Genomic DNA, 17,096 nt, shown 5'->3' on the forward strand with positions numbered 1-17,096 from the left:
TGCACCTCCTGTTCGTGATGGCTGGGGCTGGTCAATACGGGCTCAAGGCACCAGGCGGCACCTCAAGCCCCCTCCTTCAGGAGGGGGTCGTTGACGTGTACTCCTTCATCGAAGGCCAGAGGTGTCAGGCTGCCGTTGTCTCGATCAGATCAGTCCTCCGACCAGATGGTCGCCCGGAATTCCGGCCTTCTCCGGGCGGTAGTAATCCTTGATGCCGGCGGCCCAGACCGAGACCGTGATCTGGTCGGTCTCCGAGGGCCCGAACGCGTCGAAGAGCGCGTCGATGTTCGCGCGCTCGAAGCCGATGGCCGTCATGAGCGCCATGAAGACGTGCCGTTCGATGAGCCCGTCGCCGTCCGGATCGCCCAGCTCGGCCAGCGCCTCGGCGAAGTCGCCGATCGCCGCGTCGAAACGCTCTGGGGACAGGACGCAGGCGGTGTACTCCTCGAAGCTGATGCGGCCGTCGTCGTTGGCGTCCAGTTCGGAGGACAGGGTCGCCCAGTAGCCCCGGAAGGCGGCCAGCATGGCGGCTTTGGTCGCGTCGTCGGAGTCGGAGGCCGCCTCGACGACCCGGCTCGCCATGAGCTCGAAGTCGTCGGCCTCCAGGAATCCGGTGCCGTCGGCGTCGAGCAGGGTGAAGACGAGACCTACTCGATCAATGGCCGCTTTCTGCATATTCAATGACCTTTCTTTGGTCGCCACTCGAAGTGAGGGATGAAATCTTGGCCCCGACTGTACATGACTATGTCGAGTTATGACTCGCGGTCTGCGACATGATTGGCGACCAAAGAAGTCAAATGCGACTATTGAAATTAATGCGACCAAACATTAAATGGCGTAATTATTCCAGTCATTTGTTTGTGCTGGCTCTGGTCTATGGTCGATTCTGTGTCGGCAGCGATCCGCCTGACGTGGCTGATCTCATGCGCAGCGAATTCCGCCGCGTGCGCACCATCCGTCCGTGAAGACGGTGAACCTTCATCCAAGGGCGCGGGCCAGGGACTCGGCTCTGCGGCGGTCGTACGGTGCGGCCAGGCGTTCGGCGGTCGCCATCGCCTGCTCGGCCGCCCGCCTGGCCTGCCCTCGCCTGCCCAGGGCGGCCAGGATCAGTGCGAGGGCCCAGCCGATCCGGGCGGCGGCACCGGGGTTGCGGGTGGCGTACCGGTGGAGGTGTCCGAGCAGGAGGTGGGCTGCGGTCCGGTCCTGTCCCGCGTCCCCGAGCAGTTCGGCGAGGCCGGTCCAGCACTCCAGCATGCCGGGCTGCACCGCCGGCAGCCGCTCGGCCAGCGTCAGCGCCTCGGCCAGCGCCGCGGGCGCCCGCGCCGGGTCCAGGCGGGCCGCGATGGTGAGCAGCCGCAGCTCCTGGATCGTGCGGCTCGCCGGGCTGTCGCGCAGACCGATCTCCTTCGCGTGCGTACGCCGCCGCTCGTGTGAGGCGCGGGCGGCCGCCAGCAGCTCCCGGATCCGCTCCACCGGCACCCCGTCCAGGCGCAGCAGCGCTTCCGCCCGGCCGGTCAGGCACCAGTGACGGCCGATGTCGTCCCCGCCCACCCGCGCGAGCGCCAACTCCTCCGTCTCCGCGTACCCGGTGGCCGCCGCGGCGAACTCGCCCTGCCACAGCGCGGTCTCGGCGAGCATGCCGGCACAGTTCTCGGCCACCCGCGGGGCGATGGCCCGCGACCGTCCCTCCGTGAACGACCGCCTGGCCTCCTCGAAACGGCCCGCGTGGAGCAGGTCGATCCCGCGGGCCAGCCGGGCCCGGTGCACGGCCTCGTCCGGATGGTCGATGACGGAAAGTTCCCGGTCGGCGAGGCTGCCGTAGAGGGTGGCGATCCGATGGCGGCCGACGAGGCGGGCGATGGTGGCGAAGTTCGCGTAGGACTCGGCGCGCAAGGCGGGGTCGGTGCCGCGGTCGGCGGCGTTGAGCTGGCGCAGTGAGGTCACCAGCATCACGGGGAGGTCCCGCCGGTGGTAGGCGAGCCGGGCGAGCAAGGTCAGCGCCTGCGCGGCCTCGGCCTCGGCTTCGCATGGACGGGGTACGAGAGGGAGACGGGGGGCGGCTGTGATCGGCAGGAGGCGGTGGGCGGTCTGCCGGGCGGCGGCGGTCAGGAGAGCGGTCGCGAGGTCGGTGGGGGTGGTGGGGAGCGGCTCGCCGAGCGTGTCGAGGGCGGCGCGGGCCAGGCGGGTGGCGGCGCGTTCCCTGGCGAGCTGGTGGGAGCTCACCGCGGCCATCCGGAGCAGGCGGGCCCGCAGGCACAGGTCTTCCGCAGGACGGTCGAGGTGCTCGCGGACGATCGCCACCGACTCCTCGTAGAGGCGCAATCGCAGGCACAACGTCCAGTAGTAGTCCAGGAAGCGCGGCTGCCCGGACACCCGCCAGGCCAGGCGGATGTTGTCCATCTCGGCGCCGAGCATGCGGACGACCTCGGCGTCCGAGCCGTCCTGGAGCGCGGTGGCGTGCCGGTCGAGGAGGCGGGCGTAATGGCGGGCGTGCCGTTCGCGTACCTCCGGGTCCTCCAAACGGGCGGCGGCGAACCGCTGGATGAGAGGGTGGAGGGTGTACCGGCCGGACGGGGTGAGCTGCAGCACGCTGTGGTCGACCAGGTGGACCAGCACCTCGGGGCTGGTTCCGGTGACCTCCAGGGCCGCGCGCAGGGTGCAGCCGCCGCCGAACACCGACAACGCCGCCAGCGCCGCCCGCCTCGCCGGGTCGAGCAGCCGCCAGGACGTCTCGAAGACCGTACGCATGCTCGTGTGCCTGGACCGTGCGGCGGGCCCGGCCGTGGAGAGCAGCCCCGTGTCCACGCCGAGGCGTTCGGCCAGGTCGGCGCACGGCACGGCACGCAGCAGGCCGGCCGCCAGCTCGATCGCCAGCGGCAGCCCGCCGGTCGCGGCGCAGATCGCGGCCACCAGCGGGGCCTCGCGCTCGGAGTCGAATCCCGGCTGGACCTTGAGCGCCCGCACGACGAACAACGCCTCGGCGGCCGGCTCGGCAAGCCCTTCCACCGGGACGATCACCTGTCCGGGCACGTCCAGCCGCCGCCGGCTGGTCGCCAGCACCCGCACGCCCGGCGCCACCCGCAGGATCTCCGCGATCACCCCGTCGAAGGACGGCAGATGTTCGAGATTGTCGAGTACCAGCAGCGTCGAGCGATCGGCGAGGGCGGCGAGCAGTAGCTCGGCGGCGGGCCGCGGCGGCGAGAGGTCCACGCCGAGCCGCCGCGCGAGCGTCGTCACAGCAGCCTCCGCTCGCACCCCGACAAAAGATACGAACGCGACATTCGCTGAGGAAAGGGGGACAACATTGCGCTCGCCGGCTCGCGCGGAGGACAGGGACGCGGTGTCGTGCTTCCTGGTCCCAGTGGAGGAGAGGGGCGAGGCATCCCGGTCCCCGGCCTCCGCCACGGCGATGGCCAGGCGGGTCTTGCCGATGCCGCCCGGGCCCGACAGGGTGATCAGGCGTTCCCGGGACAGCAGGGCACGTAGGCGGCGGATGTCGGACTCGCGGCCGATCAGCTCCGACCCGGGGACCGGCAGAGCGGTCCGGCGGGGGGCCGCGGGCCGGGGTGTGAGGCCCTGGCGGAGCGCGCGGGTCTCGGGTACGGGATCGACGCCCAGCTCGCGCGCCAGCCGCAGGCGCAGCTCCTCGTAGCAGGCCAGGGCCGCGGCCCGGTTTCCGGTCCTGGCCAGGGAGGCGATCAGCACCCGGTGGGCCTCCTCGTCGTACGGGTCCAGCTCCGTCACGATCCTGGCCAGCCGTACGACGTGCTCGGAGGCGGCGGGCCCAGCGTGTACGAGCAGCTCGCGCAGCACCAGCCGAGCCCGCTGCCGCTCGCACTCCAGCCACCTGGCGAACGCGGGCGCGTCCCCGAAGGAGAGACCGTCGAGGAACTCCCCGCGCCACAACCGGAGCGCCCCCGCCACCGTCGGGTCCCGGGTGAGCTGCCGGTAGTCCACGAAGCAGTCGTCGTCGGCGCGGAAGCGGACGTGGTCGCGGGTGATGTCGAGCCGGCCGCCCACGTCTTTGCGCAGCTCCGACAGCGCCAGACGCAGGCTGCCCCTGGCGTTGGTGTCGGGACGCTCGCCCCACAGCAGCCCCGCGAGCTCGGCCCGCGAGCGCGCCCCCGGCACGGTGGCGAGGTAGCAGAGGAGGGCCTGGGTCTTGGCGGAACGGATCCGCACCGGCCTTCCCCCGACAGCCAGCTCGGGTGTGCCGAGCAGCAGCAGACTGAAGGAGTCTCCCATGCGAGGACAGTAGGCGCGTGCCCGCCGACCGACTGTGTCAGAAGGCACGCAGATCGTGTGCTCTATGCCGTTGACCTGCGATCTAACGATGTGCTCACGCTGCGCCCGCGACTCTGATGCCGCGTTTCGCGACGGTCGCGAAACGTCAGCGTCTCCAGGAGGAGCAGCATGCATTCTCGTAAGGTGATCGCCGCACTCGCCCTGGCCGGAGGTCTGGTGGCGCCGATGGCGTTGGCCGCGACCCCGGCGGCCGCCATGGCCGGCTCGTGCCGCGTGGAGTTGGAGGACATCGACGCCGGCAACGTGGCCGACCGGGACGGCCGGGACGAGCTCCGGTTCCTGGTCGACGGAAACCTGTTTCCCAGGATCAACGCCAACTACTACGGCATGAACGCCGGTGACGACGGGGATCCCGGCGACTTCGAATACCCGACCTCGATCATCCTGAACACCCAGGACGTGGTCTTCGACCTGCGCGAGGTCGACGGCCCGGTCTGGGGACAGGGCGACCGGCTCGGCACGGTGACCGCCCTCGGCAGCACCTGCGCCGGGCTCGCCACGGGCGCCGTCAGGATCATCACGAGGACCCTCACCGGGACCGAGCAGACGGCCTACTCGTACGTGGTCAGCCTTGAGATGACCGGTCTGTAACCGCCCTCGGAGCTCTTGCCGCGCTGCCGCCGCGGGGCAGCGCGGCACGAGCATCGGCGGCGCGACCGTTCTCGACGAGCCGTGCCGTCAATGCCGTCGATGCCGTCAATGGCCCTGCACCTGCGCGGACGGAACCTCGGCCCGCGCGACATCGCCGTCATGTTCGAGCTCCGCAGCGCCCCTCTGGTGCGAGAAGGCCGGACCGATCCGGTACGCCGGAGCCATGAGCCGCTCGGATTCACGCGGTGTGCCGGTAGGCGGGGTAGGTGAGATAGCCGGCATCGCCGCCCTGGTACCAGGTGGACTCGTCGTGCGGCGCGACCGGGAGCCCTTGGCGCAGCCGTTCCACGAGGTCGGGGTTGGCGATGAAGGCGCGGCCGAAGCTGATCAGGTCGGCGCCGAGGCCGAGCCAGTGGTCGGCGGCTGCCCTGTCCGTCTGCCGGGGGTCCATCGGGAAGACCGGGTTGACGACGAGCGTGGCGGGCCAGGACTTGCGCAGCCCGACGAGCACGTCCTCGTCGGTGGTGGCCTCCAGGTGGACGTACGCCAGGTCCAGGGTGGCGAGCTCGGCGAGCAGCGCGCCGTACAGGGCGGGGACGTCGGTGTCCTGCGCGCCCCAGATGCCCGCGCCGGGGGAGAGCCGGATGCCCGTCCGGTGCGCTCCGACCGCGTCGACGGTCGCGGACACCGCCTCCACGGCGAATCTGATCCGGTTGGCGATCGATCCGCCGTAGACGTCGGTGCGCAGGTTGGCGTTGCTGGAGAGGAACTGGGCGATGAGGTAGCCGTTCGCGCCGTGTAGTTCCACGCCGTCGAAACCGGCGTCGACGGCCCGGAGGGCGGCTTCGGCGTAGGACCGGGCGTGCTCGGGCACCTCGGCGGTCTCCAGCGCCCGCGGCACGGGCGCCGGTTTGGGGCCCGTCGGGGTGAACACCTCCCCGGTGGCGGGAACGGCCGAGGGGCCCACCGGCCGCGTCCCCGTGGTGTCGGGATGGGAGACCCGGCCGCCGTGCATGATCTGGGCGAAGATACGACCGCCGTTGGTGTGGACCGCGTCGGTGACCGGCAGCCAGGCCGCGACCTGCTCGTCGGTGTACAGACCGGGGGTGCCCGGATTGGACTGCCCGACCAGGCTCGGCTGCACCCCTTCGGTCACGATGAGCCCGGCGGTGGCGCGCTGGGCGTAGTAGGTCGCCATCGAGGGTGTCGCCAGGCCACCCGCACCCGCGCGGACCCGTGTCATCGGGGCCATCACCACGCGGTTGGGCAGGGTCAGCGCACCGAACCGGTAGCGGTCGAACAGGGTCGTCATCTGCGTAGGCCCTTCCAAAGTTCCTGCGTAATCGTCGTGCCCGTCGGCTGGACACGACGATTACGCTAAGACCTGACATTGACGTCAGAGGCAAGTGTTCGGCCGAGGTTTTTTCGATGGGAGGCGCGATGCGGATCGGCGAGTTGGCGTCGAGGGCCGGGGTGAGCGTCCGGTCGCTGCGCTACTACGAGGAGCAGGGCCTGCTCACCAGCACGCGCAGTTCCAGCGGCCAGCGCCACTACACCGACGACGAGGTCGAGCGGGTGGTGTTCATCCAGCGCCTGTACGCCGCCGGGCTCTCCAGCCGTACGATCGTCGAGTTGCTGCCGTGCGTCGACTCGCCCAGCGAGCAGAACTCCGAGGAGGCGTTCGAGCGGCTGGTGTACGAGCGAGGCCGGATCGACCAGCACATCAAGGAGATCCTCAGCGCCCGCGACACCCTCGACCGGCTCATCGACGCCAATCGAGCGCACCACGATCGACTGACGACTCACTGACCTCAAGTCCTCCCGGGGCAGCGTCGATCACTGAACTCTTCTCCTCCTCGGAGGCGTCCTTACCAGGTCGGACAGCCCATCCCCGGCGAACCACGCTGTGAGCGGTCACCACGACAACCGACCGAACGAAACAGCGGAGCCCCGGCCCCCCAGGAAAGGGGGCCGGGGCTCCGTCCCGCCGGTGGATGAAGAGGAGTCGTCCGCAGGCGGGCGGATAGTTGATCACCCGCCAGGCGGACGCCGTCTCCGCTGTGCGCGACTCATACTTTGGCCTGCGCCGCGCCGCCTCTCTGGACGTATTCCTATGCGGAAAGGAACCAAAGAAAATGAGGACGTACAGCAAGGCAGTACACGCCGCGGTGGTGGCCGCTTCGGCGGCGGCCCTGGCCGTGGTCTCGCCCGCACCGGCCGCGTCCGCGGCGGCGGTGACGATCAGAGTCGTGCCGGCCTACTCCGAGACCCAGGAGGAGTCCTCCTCCTGGTTCGTCTGCCCCACCAACCAGGTGCTCACGGGACGGTCGCACTACGGGGACGAGAACGCCGACACGACGTACACCTGTAGCTGGATTTTCATCAACGACGAGCAGGTGCAGGTGAAAATCGGTGACTGGAGCCTCGAATACCGGGAGAACAACTCCAACTACTCCTCCCCGCCGGACCAGGCGCTCGTCGGGCGCCGGCACATCCTGGACGAGAACGGCTGGACCCGGTACCGCTCCGCCTCCCTGTCGTGGCGGGGGCAGAAGGTGCGGCTGATCGATCCGGTGTGGACCGGCGACCTCAAGGAGAGCAAACACAACTACCAGGCCGGCACCCAGCGGGTCCTGATCGGTCGTGCGCACTCCGGGGACGAGAACGGCAACACCCGCTACCAGCACGCCTACGTGACCATCGACGCCTGATTCCGGAAAGGAGGACGACATGAAGAAGTTCGCGTTCGCCGCGCTGGCGGTCGTCGCCGTCGTGGCGCTGAACATCCCGGTCCCGGCCTCTGCGGCAACGATCAAGGTCGAGTACGTCTACAGCGGGACCGTGAAGGAGTCGGGGGGCGAGGCCGTCTGCCCGGAGGGCCAGGTCATGACCGGGCGGTCGCACTACGGGGACGAGAACGCCGACACCACCTACCAGTGCAGTTGGATCTTCATCGACGGCGTGCGGGTGGAGGTGTTCACCGGCGACTGGTACGGCTACGTGAAGGAGAGCAGGTCGAACTTCTCCGCACCGCTCGACCAGGCGATCGTCGGGCGTTGGCACCACGGTGACGAGAACGGCTTCACCGAGTACAAGACCGGGGCTCTCTACCGGCAGGGGGTTCAGGTCCGCATCACCAACCGGACATGGACGGGTTCCTACACGGAGAGCAGCCACACCACGCAGGCCGGTTTCAACCAGGTCATGACGGGGCGCAACCACAGCGGTGACGAGAACGGCAAGACGTACTACCAGTATGGAACGGTGACGTTCGCGGGCTGACAGGGGCGATCGCCGCCGCTCACCTCCCGGGACGAGCGGTATATCGCACGATTCGGCTTCGTATCATCGATGATACGAAGCCGAATCGTGCGATATGGGGTAGATCATCGAAGTTCTGCTCCCATCATGGAGCCGGCAGGCTTCGGCCCTGACTTCCCCCACTCCTGAAGGCGGGGTCTCCACGCGCAAGGAGATTCGATGAACACAAAGACGGTCACCGCTTCGGCCGCGGGTGCCTTCGAGCTCGGCGACCTGCCGGTCAACCGGATCGGGTTCGGCGCGATGCGCCTGACACAGAGCGGTGCGGCGTTCGGGAACGGCGTCCCGAGTGACCGGGGCCGGGCGATCGGCGTGCTGCGCCGTGCGGTCGAGCTCGGGGTGAACCACATCGACACCGCGTCCTTCTACTTCTCCGCGCTGCGTTCGGCGAACGAGCTGATCAACAGTGCGCTCGCGCCGTACCCCGATGACCTGGTCATCGTCACCAAGGTCGGGCCTGGCCGGGATCCGTCGGGTGAGTGGCTGTGGGCCGGGCCGGAGCAGCTGCGCGGCCAGGTCGAGGAGAACCTGCGCCAGCTCGGCCGGGACCACCTCGACGTGGTGAACCTGCGCATCCCGCGGAGCATGGCGTCCAGCTCGATCGCCGAGCATTTCGGTGCGCTGGCCGACCTGCGCGACGCCGGGATGATCCGGCACCTGGGCGTCTCCAACGTCACGCCCGCACACCTCGCCGAGGCCCAGGCCATCGCGCCGGTGGTCTGCGTGCAGAACGCCTACGGCATCGGCGCACGGTCCGAGGACCACGAGTTCCTGCGCGCCTGCGGGGAACAGGGCATCGCGTTCGTCCCCTTCTTCGCGATCGCCGGGACCGGGCGAGAGACGGGAGCGAGCGTCGCCGAGAGCGAGGAGGTGCTCGCCGTCGCACGCGCGCACGGCGTGACGGCCGCGCAGGTACGGCTGGCCTGGACGTTGCAGTGCGGGCCGCACGTGCTGGCCATCCCCGGCACCGGCAACCCCGACCACCTGGCCGAGAACGTGGCCGCCGGCGCCCTGCGGCTCTCGGAGGAGGAGATGACCCGTCTCGGCTGCGTCCAGAGGAGTGGACGTTGAAGCACCCTCGCCGGGTCCGCGACGACCTGGATCCGGTAGGGCTCCGCGACGGCGGGTGAGGTGACGAAGGGTCAGTCCGGGGTCCGGCGGTGTCCGCGTATCAGGGGCAGGTACACCTCGTCGACGATCTCGACGAGGACGCTGTCGGGCACGGTGGGGACTCCGCGCGTGACGAACTCGTTGCGCAGCAGTACGACGGCGACGGTGGCCACCCGGGGATGGAGGACTTCGGGCGGAGCCTCGCCGCGGGCCACCGCGCGCCCGAGAATCGTCAACCACATGCCGGACCCGGCGTCGCCGGACTGTTCGTGGAGTTGTGCGAGGAGTTCCGGATCGTCGGCGACGCCCGACAGCAGGCTGCGCAGGATGTCACCGGTGGGCGAGGACCAGTGGCGGTTCGCGCCACGCAGCAGCTCCAGCACGTCGCCGCGCAGTTCGCCGGTGTCGGGCAGTGGTGCGGAGGCCGCGCTCAGCTGCCGGTAGGCGGCGATGCTGAGCGCGGCCCGGTTCGGCCAGCGGCGGTAGATCGCGTTCTTGTTGGTACCGGCTCGGTTGGCGACTTTATCCATATTTAGACCCGAATATCCGGATTCGAGGAGTTCGTCGACCGCAGCGCGGAGTATCGCCTGCTCCAGGGCGGCGCCGCGCCGCCTGGTCGGGGCGGCGGTGGGCTCCTCGGTCATCTTCTCTCCTTGGTGGGTACTCTACGTACCTTGTTTTTCCGTGAAACTCAGCGCTGTCATCCGATTAAGGTACGATGAGTACCGTAAATGCCTTCCCGTCGGAGAGCCCGTGCTCTGACGTGCGGCGGTATCCAATCGGCATTGAGAAGGGTACGAGTCATGCGAGGCAAGGGCATCACCTACGACACCGGCTTCATCGACACCGGTCTCGCCGACGCGGGACCGAGCACCCGCGAACCGTTCGACCCCGACGTCGTGAAGCGGGAGATGCGCGTCATTCGCGAGGACCTGCACTGCAACGCGGTCCGAATCACCGGCGGCGACCCGGACCGGCTGGAGATCGCCGCCGGCCACGCCGCCGACGCCGGACTGGAGGTCTGGTTCTCGCCGTTCACCTGCGACCTGACCGCCCAAGAGCTGCTCACCTTCCTCGCCGACTGCGCCGAACGCGCCGAGCGGCTACGCGGGCGGGGAGCCGAGGTCGTCTTCGTCGCCGGCGCCGAACTCACCCTGTTCACCAAGGGGTTCCTGCCCGGCGACACCCTCGCCGAGCGGCTCGCCCTGCTGGCCGAGCCGCATCGCCTGCGTGAGGTGATGGCGCGGGTCCCCGCCCTCCTCGACGACTTCCTCGCCAAGGCGGTGAGCGCGGTCCGCGACCGGTTCGCAGGAAAGGTCACCTACGCCGCGCTGCCGTCCGAGCGGATCGACTGGACGCCCTTCGACATCGTCTCGGTCGACGCCTACACGTCGATCGAGGTGGCCGATCAGTATGCCGAGGCCATCCGCTCCCTCGTCGCGCGGGGGAAGCCTGTCGCGATCACCGAGTTCGGGTGCACGACCCACCGGGGCGCGGCCGACCTGGGGGCGCGCGGCATGTTCATGGTCGAATGGGACGGTGCGAAGGCGATCGGCCTGAAGGGCGACTACATCCGTGACGAGGCCGAGCAGGTCACATACCTGAGGGAGTCGCTGGAGGTCTTCGCCGCCGAGGGTGTCGACACCGCGTTCTGGTGCACGTTCGCGTCCTACAACCTGCCACACCGCGACGACCCTCGCGAGGACTTCGACATGGCGAGCTACGGCCTGGTCAAGGTGCTCGAAGACCGTCCCGGCCGGACCTACCCCGACATGCCGTGGGAGCCCAAGGCGGCGTTCGCCGCCCTCGCCGACCGCTACCTCGACTGAGGGCGCCGATACCGAGGCGATCCGGTCTTCGCGCGACACCGGATCGGAGGGGGACGTGATCGTCTACCGCGTCTCGAAAACCTCCAGGCCGGTGTGGGCGGCGAGGAAGGTGAGCATGTCGGCGGCGAGGTCGACGGCGCGGCCCGCCGAGCGGGAGCCGTGGCCGACGTCGCCCTCGTGGCGCAGCAGGATCGGCCGCGTTCCCGACGTCGCCGCCTGCAGCGCCGCGCACATCTTGCGCGCGTGCATGGGGTCCACCCGGGAGTCACCGCCGAACGTGGTGAGCAGCGTCGCGGGGTAGTCGACGCCGTCGGTGACCCGGTGGTAGGGGGAGTAGCCGAGCAGCCATCCCAGCTGCTCGGGATCGTCGGCCGAACCGTACTCCGACCTCCAGACGGGGCCGAGACCCGAGCGCTCGTACCTGACCATGTCGAGCAGCGGCGCCGAGCAGACGGCGGCGGCGAACAGGTCGGGGCGCCGCGTCAGCGCGGCGCCCACCAGCAGCCCGCCGTTGGACTCGCCGCAGGCGGCCAGGTGCGCGGGGGTGGTCCAGCCGTCGGAGACGAGCTTCTCGGCCGCCGCCGCGAAGTCGTCGAAGGTGTTCTGCTTGCGCTCCAGCATGCCGTCGCGGTGCCAGGCCGCGCCCTCCTCGCCGCCGCCGCGCAGCTGGGCGAGGACGAAGACCCCGCCCGCCTCGACCCAGGGCAGGATGTAGCTGGAGTACGACGGCGTGAGCGAGAGCCCGAAACCACCGTAGCCGTACAGGATCGTCGGCCGGGGACCCGAGCCGGGGCGGGCCAGCACGACCATCCGCACCGGTGTGCCGTCCGCGGAGACGCAGACCACCTGGCGGGCTTCGAGCTCGGGCACCTGCACGGCGCCGGGCGCGGGGCTCCACAGCGACGTCCGCCCGGTGCGCGTGTCGTAGCGGTGCACTCCCAGGGGTGTGACGCTGTCGGTGTAGGTGAACCAGACCTCGTGGCCACCCTCGGGGCGGGTGGTCATCTCTCTCGCCGAGCCGAGGCCGGGCAGCGGCACCAGGCCGCGCCGGTTTCCCGTCACCGCGTCGTGGACGCTGATCTCGCTGACCGCGTGCCGGGTCCAGCTCACCAGGAGCGCCTGGTCGGCGATCGCGAACTCGCCGATCACCGCCTCCGGATCCTCCTCGACCAGGTCGACCCAGTGCTCGGGACCCGGCCGCGCCGGGTCGGCCACGCATAGTCGTCCCCGGGGCGCGTCCAGCGTGGTGAGCAGGTACAGGCGCCCGTCGCGGCCGACGGCGGGCGCCGTCATCGCGCCCGCCGCTCGCTGGATCACCCGCAGGTCGGGGCGCTCGGGGGAGGAGGACGACAGGTCGGCGAGCCAGAGGTCGTTGCCGCCGTCCGCCATCGCCGAGACCGTGAGCCAGCGCCCGTTGTAGCTGACCCCCAGGCCGTACGAGCGCTCCTCACCCATGATCACCGCGTCGTCCTCGGCGGGGGTGCCGAGCCGGTGCAGGCGGACCTGGCGGGAACGGACGTAGAAGAACGCCTTGCCGTCGGGCAGCCACGCCACGGGCGCGTACCGGCAGCGGTCGATCGGGCCGTCCACCACCCGGCGGGTGGCGACGTCCATGACCCGCAGCTCCGACCGCTCGTCCCCGCTCCTGGACAGCTGGTACGCCACCAGCCTGCCGTCCAGGTCGGGCTGCCAGTGGTCGAGCGTGGTGAGCCCGCTCGGGTCGAGCTCCATCGGGTCGATCAGTGTCTCCTCCGCCCCGCCGGGGTCGGCGCGGTAGAGGACCGCGTGCTCCTGGGAGGCCGTACGACGCAGGAAGAACCGGCTCCCGCCCCGCCACATCGGCGTGCCGACCGTTCCGGCCCCGGTCAGCGCGGCCACCCGCGCGTGCCACAGGTCGCGTCCCGGCAGCGTGCCGGCGTGTTCGCGCCACAGTTCCCCCTGGGCGGCCGTCCACCTTCGCGTCGCCGAGCTGTCGGGGTCCTCCAGCCACCGGTACGGGTCGTGAACCGCGCGACCGTGCAGGTGGTCGACGACCGGGTGCCGTTCCGCGGGGGGGTAGATCATCGAATTCCTCCGGTGTGAGGTCCCCGGGCCTCGGCCCTGGGCGGGGAACACGGCGAGCAGGGTGTGCGGGTCGCGAGGGGCCGGAAGGCAGGGACCACGAAGGAGGTCAAGGCACCAGCTCCTGGGTGCTCGACGGATCCCACTGTCCGGCCAGGTCCGCGTACAGCGGGGAGGTGGCGAGCATCTCCTCGTGCGTGCCCAGCCGGACACTGGTGCCGTCCATGACGAGGATCCGCCGGGCGCGCAGGGCGGAGGTGAGCCGGTGGGCGATGACGAGGAGCGTGCCGCCACGGCGGGCGAACGCCTCCTCCGCGCGGGCCTCGGCGGCCGGGTCCAGGTGACACGTCGCCTCGTCGAGGATCACCAGCCGGGCCGGGGCGAGGTAGGCGCGGGCCAGGGCGACCAGCTGTCGTTCCGCGGGGGAGAGCGACCCCGAGTGGATCTCGGCGGAGTATCCGCCCAGCCGCGCCACCAGGTTCGTCAGGCCGACCGCGGTCACCGCGTCGTCCACCGCCTCCCGCGAGGCGTCGGCCAGGTAGGTCAGGTTCTCCAGCAGGGAGCCGCGGAAGACGTACGCCTCCTGCGGGATGAGTACCCGGTCGGCGGGGTCGAGCCGGTCCGCGGGCACCCCGCGCGCCAGGACCTCGCCCGACCTCGGCGGGAGCACACCGGTCAGGAGCGCGGCGAGGGTGGACTTGCCGATGCCGCTGGGACCCACGACGGCGATGTGGTCCCCTTCCGGGATCACCAGGTTCAGGCCGTCGATCACCGGCTCCGCGTGCGGGCCGTACGCGAACGTCACGCCGCGCAGTTCGGCCCCCCCGCCCCGCGCCGCGAGCCGCCCGCGCGCCCGCGCGGGCGGCTCGCCGTCGCGCAGGAGCCTGCCCAGCGCCACCCGCAGCCGGACCCCGTTGATGCCCAGCCCTTCCACGAGGTTGCCGAGCGCGGGCGCGAGCGACTGCGTGACGTAGGCGAGGGCGCCCAGGATCACCCCGGCGCCCGCGCCCTCGCCGACGAGCCAGGGGGTCGCGAACAGCACCAGCAGGACCGGCAGCCAGCCGCCCACCGCGAGCGACAGCGTGCGTAGCGCGGTCACCCGCGCCAGCGACCGGGCCGCGCGGGCCTGCTCCGACACTCGCAGGCCGACGTCGTCCGCCACCCGCTCCTCGGCCCGGCAGGCGGTGATGTCACGCAGCCCGCCCACCGTGATGGCCAGCGCCTCGGCGGTGCGCTCGTCGGCGAGGATGAAGTCCCGCTGCCGCCTGGCCAGGGCGCGCAGCGACAGCAGGAAGACGACAAGGCCCGCGACGAAGGGGGGGAGCACCAGCGCGAGCACCTCGGGTACGAGGGTCGCGAGCCCGAGGACGACGCTCACCACGGTGAACGCGAACGACCTCACCACCGTGATGACCGAGGCGAAGGCGTCGCGGGCCAGCTCGACCTGGAGGTTGGAGCGGGCCACCGCGGCGGCTCCCGGCCCTCGCCCGGACATGACCGAGTGGCGCAGCGCGTCGTCGACGACGCGCGCGAGCAGTTCCTCGCGGAACGGCTCCACGATCGAGGCGACGGCCATCACCACCTGCCGGGCGCCGACCGCGGCGAGCAGCCACGCGCCGCCGAGCAGCGCGAGCCAGGCGAACCCGGTCGCGGGACGCCCCGTGCCGAAGCCGTCGTCGATCGCCCGCGCGATGGCCAGGCCGATGACGAGCGAGGGCGCCGTCTCCGCGACGGACCAGCCCGCGAGCCTGACCAGCTGGTACGGGTCCCTCCTGAGCGCCCGCCGCAGGGGCCTGCCGGCGACGCGTGCGTCCGAGGGATTCACGACGTGCCCGCCTGGAAAGACGTGCCGGTCCGGGAAGACGGGTCCCCCAGGGAAGGGGGATCCCCCGGGGAAGGTGGGGCCGCGAGGGAGGACGCGTTCGCCGGAGAAGGGACGCGGGCCTGGAAGGGCGCACCCGCCGGGGAGGACGCGCCGGCCCCGGAGCCGGAGGAGGCGTTCGCCTGGAAGACGGCGCGGTAGGCGGGGTCGGCCCAGAGCGCGCGATGACCGCCGCACGCCCGTACCCGGCCCTCGTCCAGCCAGATCACCCGGTCGGCCGCCGCCGCGGTCGCCACCCGGTGGGTCACGATCAGCCGCGTACGGTCGCGCAGTTCCCGCGACAGCGCGCGGGCGACCTGACGTTCGGTGACGGTGTCGAGGCTGGAGGTGGCGTCGTCCAGGATGAGCAGGCGCCCCCCCTGCGCGAAGGCACGAGCCAGGCCGAGCCGCTGCCGCTCGCCGCCGGACATGGGCGCGTCCTCCAGCGGTGTGTCGTACTTTCCGGGGAGCCGTCTGACGAAGACGTCCGCGCGGGCCGCCCGCGCCGCCGCCCGCACGACCTCGCCTTTCTCACCCGGCCGGCCGTCGCACCCGGCGCCGGGGGTGGCAGCGTCGAGCCCCAGGGCGACGGCGGCGCCGACGGTCTCGCCGAGCAGCGCCGGGCGTTCGAAGGCGTACCCGACGGCGCGGCGCAGCGCCTCGCGGGAGAGGTCGGGCAGCGGGACGCCGTCGAGGAGCACCGTGCCGTGGCGCGGGTCCACCAGTCGTCCGGCGACCGCGGCGAGCAGGGACTTGCCCGCCCCCGAACGGCCGACCACGGCCACCGCCTGCCCACCGGGGATGACGAGATCGACGTCGTGCAGGCCGCCCGCGTCGACGCCGCGAAGCTCAAGCGTGCCGGGACCGGCGGGCAGTGAGCGCCCACCGTAGACCCGCGGGCTCTCGGAGACCAGCTGCTGCACCCTGGCCGCGGCGGCCCGCGCCCTGGCCAGGCTGCCGACGTAGCCCAGCGCCGAGCCGAGACCCGCGCCGAGCACGACGTAGCGGGCGGCGGCGTACAGCTCTCCGGCCGTGAGGTCCCCGGCGGCCAGGCGCAGCCCGCCCACCCCGAGCACGGCCACCTCCAGCAGCGGGACCACCGCTCCCGCCTGCACGCCGGCCCGCGCGTTGGCCCGCCACATGTCCATGGCGTGGCCGCGCAGCCTGGGCAGGGCGGTCAGCACCCGCGCCCGCTCCTGGTCGGCGGTACCGGCCGCGGCGATCGTACGGGCCCCGGCGAGGGCGTCGACGAGGCGGGCGGCGATGTCGCTCTGCGCCGCCTGGTAGTCGCCCGCTATCGAGGTGCTCACGGTGAGGAAGGCCCGCAGGACGAGGGCGATGAGGACGAGCCCGGCGACCAGTGTCACGGTCAGCAGGGGGTCGATGAGGGTGAGGGCCACGATGCCGCCCGCGGTGGGGATGATCAGCGCGGCCCCGGTGACGATCGACTCGGGGGCGCGTCCTATCTCCTCGGTGTTCAGGCCCATCCGGGTGACCAGATCCCCCTCGGGGAACCGGTGGGTGATCGTCGGCCCGACGCCGAGCACGTTCCGCACGACCCGGTTCCTGAGCCAGGCCGAGGACCGCGCGCCGCTCGATCCCGAGGCCCAGACGCCGAGGGCGTCGCAGAGCACGGTGAGGGTCACGGCGGCGGCGCAGGCACCGAGCCAGGTCGCCGCTCCGGTGCCGCCGGGCGCGCCGGTGACGAGCTCGTCGACCGTCCTGCCCAGCACGAGCGGGAGCGCGAGCTGCGCGAAGGCGCCCAGGACGGAGGTGGCCACGAGGACGGCGAGCCAGGGTCCGCCACGCCGTACGGTGTCGGCCACCAGCCGATCCGCTGCTCGCACGTTCGCACCTTCCTGAACCGCCCGGCTTCCCGGGTTTCCTTGACGTCCCGGGCTTTCCCGGTGTTCCGGCCCCTCCCGGAACGGGAGTGCCCGGGACGGCCGCCGTCGCTGGCCGTCCCGGGCACGGGTCTCACTAGTGGCAGAGCAGGAGGCTCAGGTTGCTGGGCTTGC

The 17,096-nt window shown here is 71.4% G+C and carries 13 protein-coding genes; 6 read left to right on the forward strand and 7 right to left on the reverse strand.

Annotation, left to right across the window (positions count from 1 at the left end):
- Positions 1 to 144 precede the first annotated feature (144 nt).
- Positions 145 to 675, reverse strand: coding sequence for an EF-hand domain-containing protein (locus tag ACFY3D_RS17465; RefSeq protein WP_389980491.1), 531 nt, complete (start codon positions 673 to 675; stop codon positions 145 to 147).
- Positions 676 to 978: 303 nt separating this feature from the next.
- Positions 979 to 4,245 carry an ATP-binding protein gene (locus ACFY3D_RS17470; RefSeq protein WP_389980493.1) on the reverse strand — a complete coding sequence of 1,089 codons (3,267 nt, stop codon included), beginning with the start codon at positions 4,243 to 4,245 and terminating at the stop codon, positions 979 to 981.
- Between the two features lie 168 nt (positions 4,246 to 4,413).
- Between ACFY3D_RS17470 and ACFY3D_RS17475 the strand changes: the two genes are divergently transcribed.
- A complete protein-coding gene (locus ACFY3D_RS17475; protein ID WP_389980495.1) occupies positions 4,414 to 4,896 on the forward strand; it encodes a hypothetical protein in 483 nt (160 codons plus the stop codon).
- Between the two features lie 238 nt (positions 4,897 to 5,134).
- On the opposite strand, the gene ACFY3D_RS17480 is transcribed toward ACFY3D_RS17475, so the two are convergent.
- The gene (locus ACFY3D_RS17480; protein ID WP_389980497.1) at positions 5,135 to 6,208 is read right to left on the reverse strand and encodes an alkene reductase; all 1,074 of its coding nucleotides are present in this window, start codon (positions 6,206 to 6,208) and stop codon (positions 5,135 to 5,137) included.
- A gap of 128 nt (positions 6,209 to 6,336) precedes the next feature.
- Here ACFY3D_RS17480 and ACFY3D_RS17485 point away from each other — a divergent pair, with 128 nt between their 5' ends.
- The 4 genes from ACFY3D_RS17485 to ACFY3D_RS17500 all read left to right on the forward strand — a co-directional run bounded on the left by ACFY3D_RS17485 (position 6,337) and on the right by ACFY3D_RS17500 (position 9,288).
- Positions 6,337 to 6,705: a MerR family transcriptional regulator gene (locus ACFY3D_RS17485; protein ID WP_389980964.1), complete on the forward strand. Its 369-nt coding sequence runs from the start codon at positions 6,337 to 6,339 to the stop codon at positions 6,703 to 6,705.
- A gap of 326 nt (positions 6,706 to 7,031) precedes the next feature.
- Positions 7,032 to 7,607: a hypothetical protein gene (locus ACFY3D_RS17490; protein WP_389980499.1), complete on the forward strand. Its 576-nt coding sequence runs from the start codon at positions 7,032 to 7,034 to the stop codon at positions 7,605 to 7,607.
- A gap of 19 nt (positions 7,608 to 7,626) precedes the next feature.
- Positions 7,627 to 8,178 (forward strand): hypothetical protein, encoded by a 552-nt coding sequence (locus ACFY3D_RS17495; protein WP_389980501.1) that lies wholly within the window; start codon positions 7,627 to 7,629, stop codon positions 8,176 to 8,178.
- A 198-nt stretch (positions 8,179 to 8,376) separates the two neighbouring features.
- Positions 8,377 to 9,288 carry an oxidoreductase gene (locus ACFY3D_RS17500; protein ID WP_389980503.1) on the forward strand — a complete coding sequence of 304 codons (912 nt, stop codon included), beginning with the start codon at positions 8,377 to 8,379 and terminating at the stop codon, positions 9,286 to 9,288.
- 71 nt (positions 9,289 to 9,359) lie between these two features.
- On the opposite strand, the gene ACFY3D_RS17505 is transcribed toward ACFY3D_RS17500, so the two are convergent.
- Positions 9,360 to 9,971: a TetR/AcrR family transcriptional regulator gene (locus tag ACFY3D_RS17505; RefSeq protein WP_389980505.1), complete on the reverse strand. Its 612-nt coding sequence runs from the start codon at positions 9,969 to 9,971 to the stop codon at positions 9,360 to 9,362.
- A 159-nt stretch (positions 9,972 to 10,130) separates the two neighbouring features.
- On the opposite strand from ACFY3D_RS17505, the gene ACFY3D_RS17510 reads away from it, so the two are divergent.
- Positions 10,131 to 11,156: a hypothetical protein gene (locus ACFY3D_RS17510; RefSeq protein WP_389980507.1), complete on the forward strand. Its 1,026-nt coding sequence runs from the start codon at positions 10,131 to 10,133 to the stop codon at positions 11,154 to 11,156.
- A 63-nt stretch (positions 11,157 to 11,219) separates the two neighbouring features.
- Here ACFY3D_RS17510 and ACFY3D_RS17515 read toward each other — a convergent pair whose 3' ends face one another.
- The 3 genes from ACFY3D_RS17515 to ACFY3D_RS17525 form a co-directional block, all read right to left on the reverse strand.
- On the reverse strand, positions 11,220 to 13,220 hold the full coding sequence (locus tag ACFY3D_RS17515; protein ID WP_389980509.1) for a prolyl oligopeptidase family protein: 2,001 nt from the start codon (positions 13,218 to 13,220) through the stop codon (positions 11,220 to 11,222).
- A 106-nt stretch (positions 13,221 to 13,326) separates the two neighbouring features.
- Positions 13,327 to 15,042: an ATP-binding cassette domain-containing protein gene (locus tag ACFY3D_RS17520; protein WP_389980511.1), complete on the reverse strand. Its 1,716-nt coding sequence runs from the start codon at positions 15,040 to 15,042 to the stop codon at positions 13,327 to 13,329.
- Complete coding sequence (locus ACFY3D_RS17525) at positions 15,039 to 16,925, reverse strand: ABC transporter ATP-binding protein (RefSeq protein WP_389980513.1); 1,887 nt, start codon at positions 16,923 to 16,925, stop codon at positions 15,039 to 15,041. The genes ACFY3D_RS17520 and ACFY3D_RS17525 overlap by 4 nt, the downstream gene beginning before the upstream one ends.
- Positions 16,926 to 17,096 lie beyond the last annotated feature (171 nt).

The organism is Streptosporangium sp. NPDC000509 (assembly GCF_042898365.1).
GTDB lineage: Bacteria > Actinomycetota > Actinomycetes > Streptosporangiales > Streptosporangiaceae > Streptosporangium.

What these genes read in the sequence shown, in the direction of transcription:
- ACFY3D_RS17500 (WP_389980503.1), top strand. Translation starts at nt 8,377, where the DNA reads ATGAACACAAAGACGGTCACCGCTTCGGCCGCGGGTGCCTTCGAGCTC.
- ACFY3D_RS17495 (WP_389980501.1), top strand. Translation starts at nt 7,627, where the DNA reads ATGAAGAAGTTCGCGTTCGCCGCGCTGGCGGTCGTCGCCGTCGTGGCG.
- ACFY3D_RS17475 (WP_389980495.1), top strand. Translation starts at nt 4,414, where the DNA reads ATGCATTCTCGTAAGGTGATCGCCGCACTCGCCCTGGCCGGAGGTCTG.
- ACFY3D_RS17490 (WP_389980499.1), top strand. Translation starts at nt 7,032, where the DNA reads ATGAGGACGTACAGCAAGGCAGTACACGCCGCGGTGGTGGCCGCTTCG.
- ACFY3D_RS17470 (WP_389980493.1), bottom strand. Translation starts at nt 4,245, where the DNA reads ATGGGAGACTCCTTCAGTCTGCTGCTGCTCGGCACACCCGAGCTGGCT.
- ACFY3D_RS17515 (WP_389980509.1), bottom strand. Translation starts at nt 13,220, where the DNA reads ATGATCTACCCCCCCGCGGAACGGCACCCGGTCGTCGACCACCTGCAC.
- ACFY3D_RS17505 (WP_389980505.1), bottom strand. Translation starts at nt 9,971, where the DNA reads ATGACCGAGGAGCCCACCGCCGCCCCGACCAGGCGGCGCGGCGCCGCC.
- ACFY3D_RS17485 (WP_389980964.1), top strand. Translation starts at nt 6,337, where the DNA reads ATGCGGATCGGCGAGTTGGCGTCGAGGGCCGGGGTGAGCGTCCGGTCG.
- ACFY3D_RS17510 (WP_389980507.1), top strand. Translation starts at nt 10,131, where the DNA reads ATGCGAGGCAAGGGCATCACCTACGACACCGGCTTCATCGACACCGGT.
- ACFY3D_RS17480 (WP_389980497.1), bottom strand. Translation starts at nt 6,208, where the DNA reads ATGACGACCCTGTTCGACCGCTACCGGTTCGGTGCGCTGACCCTGCCC.
- ACFY3D_RS17465 (WP_389980491.1), bottom strand. Translation starts at nt 675, where the DNA reads ATGCAGAAAGCGGCCATTGATCGAGTAGGTCTCGTCTTCACCCTGCTC.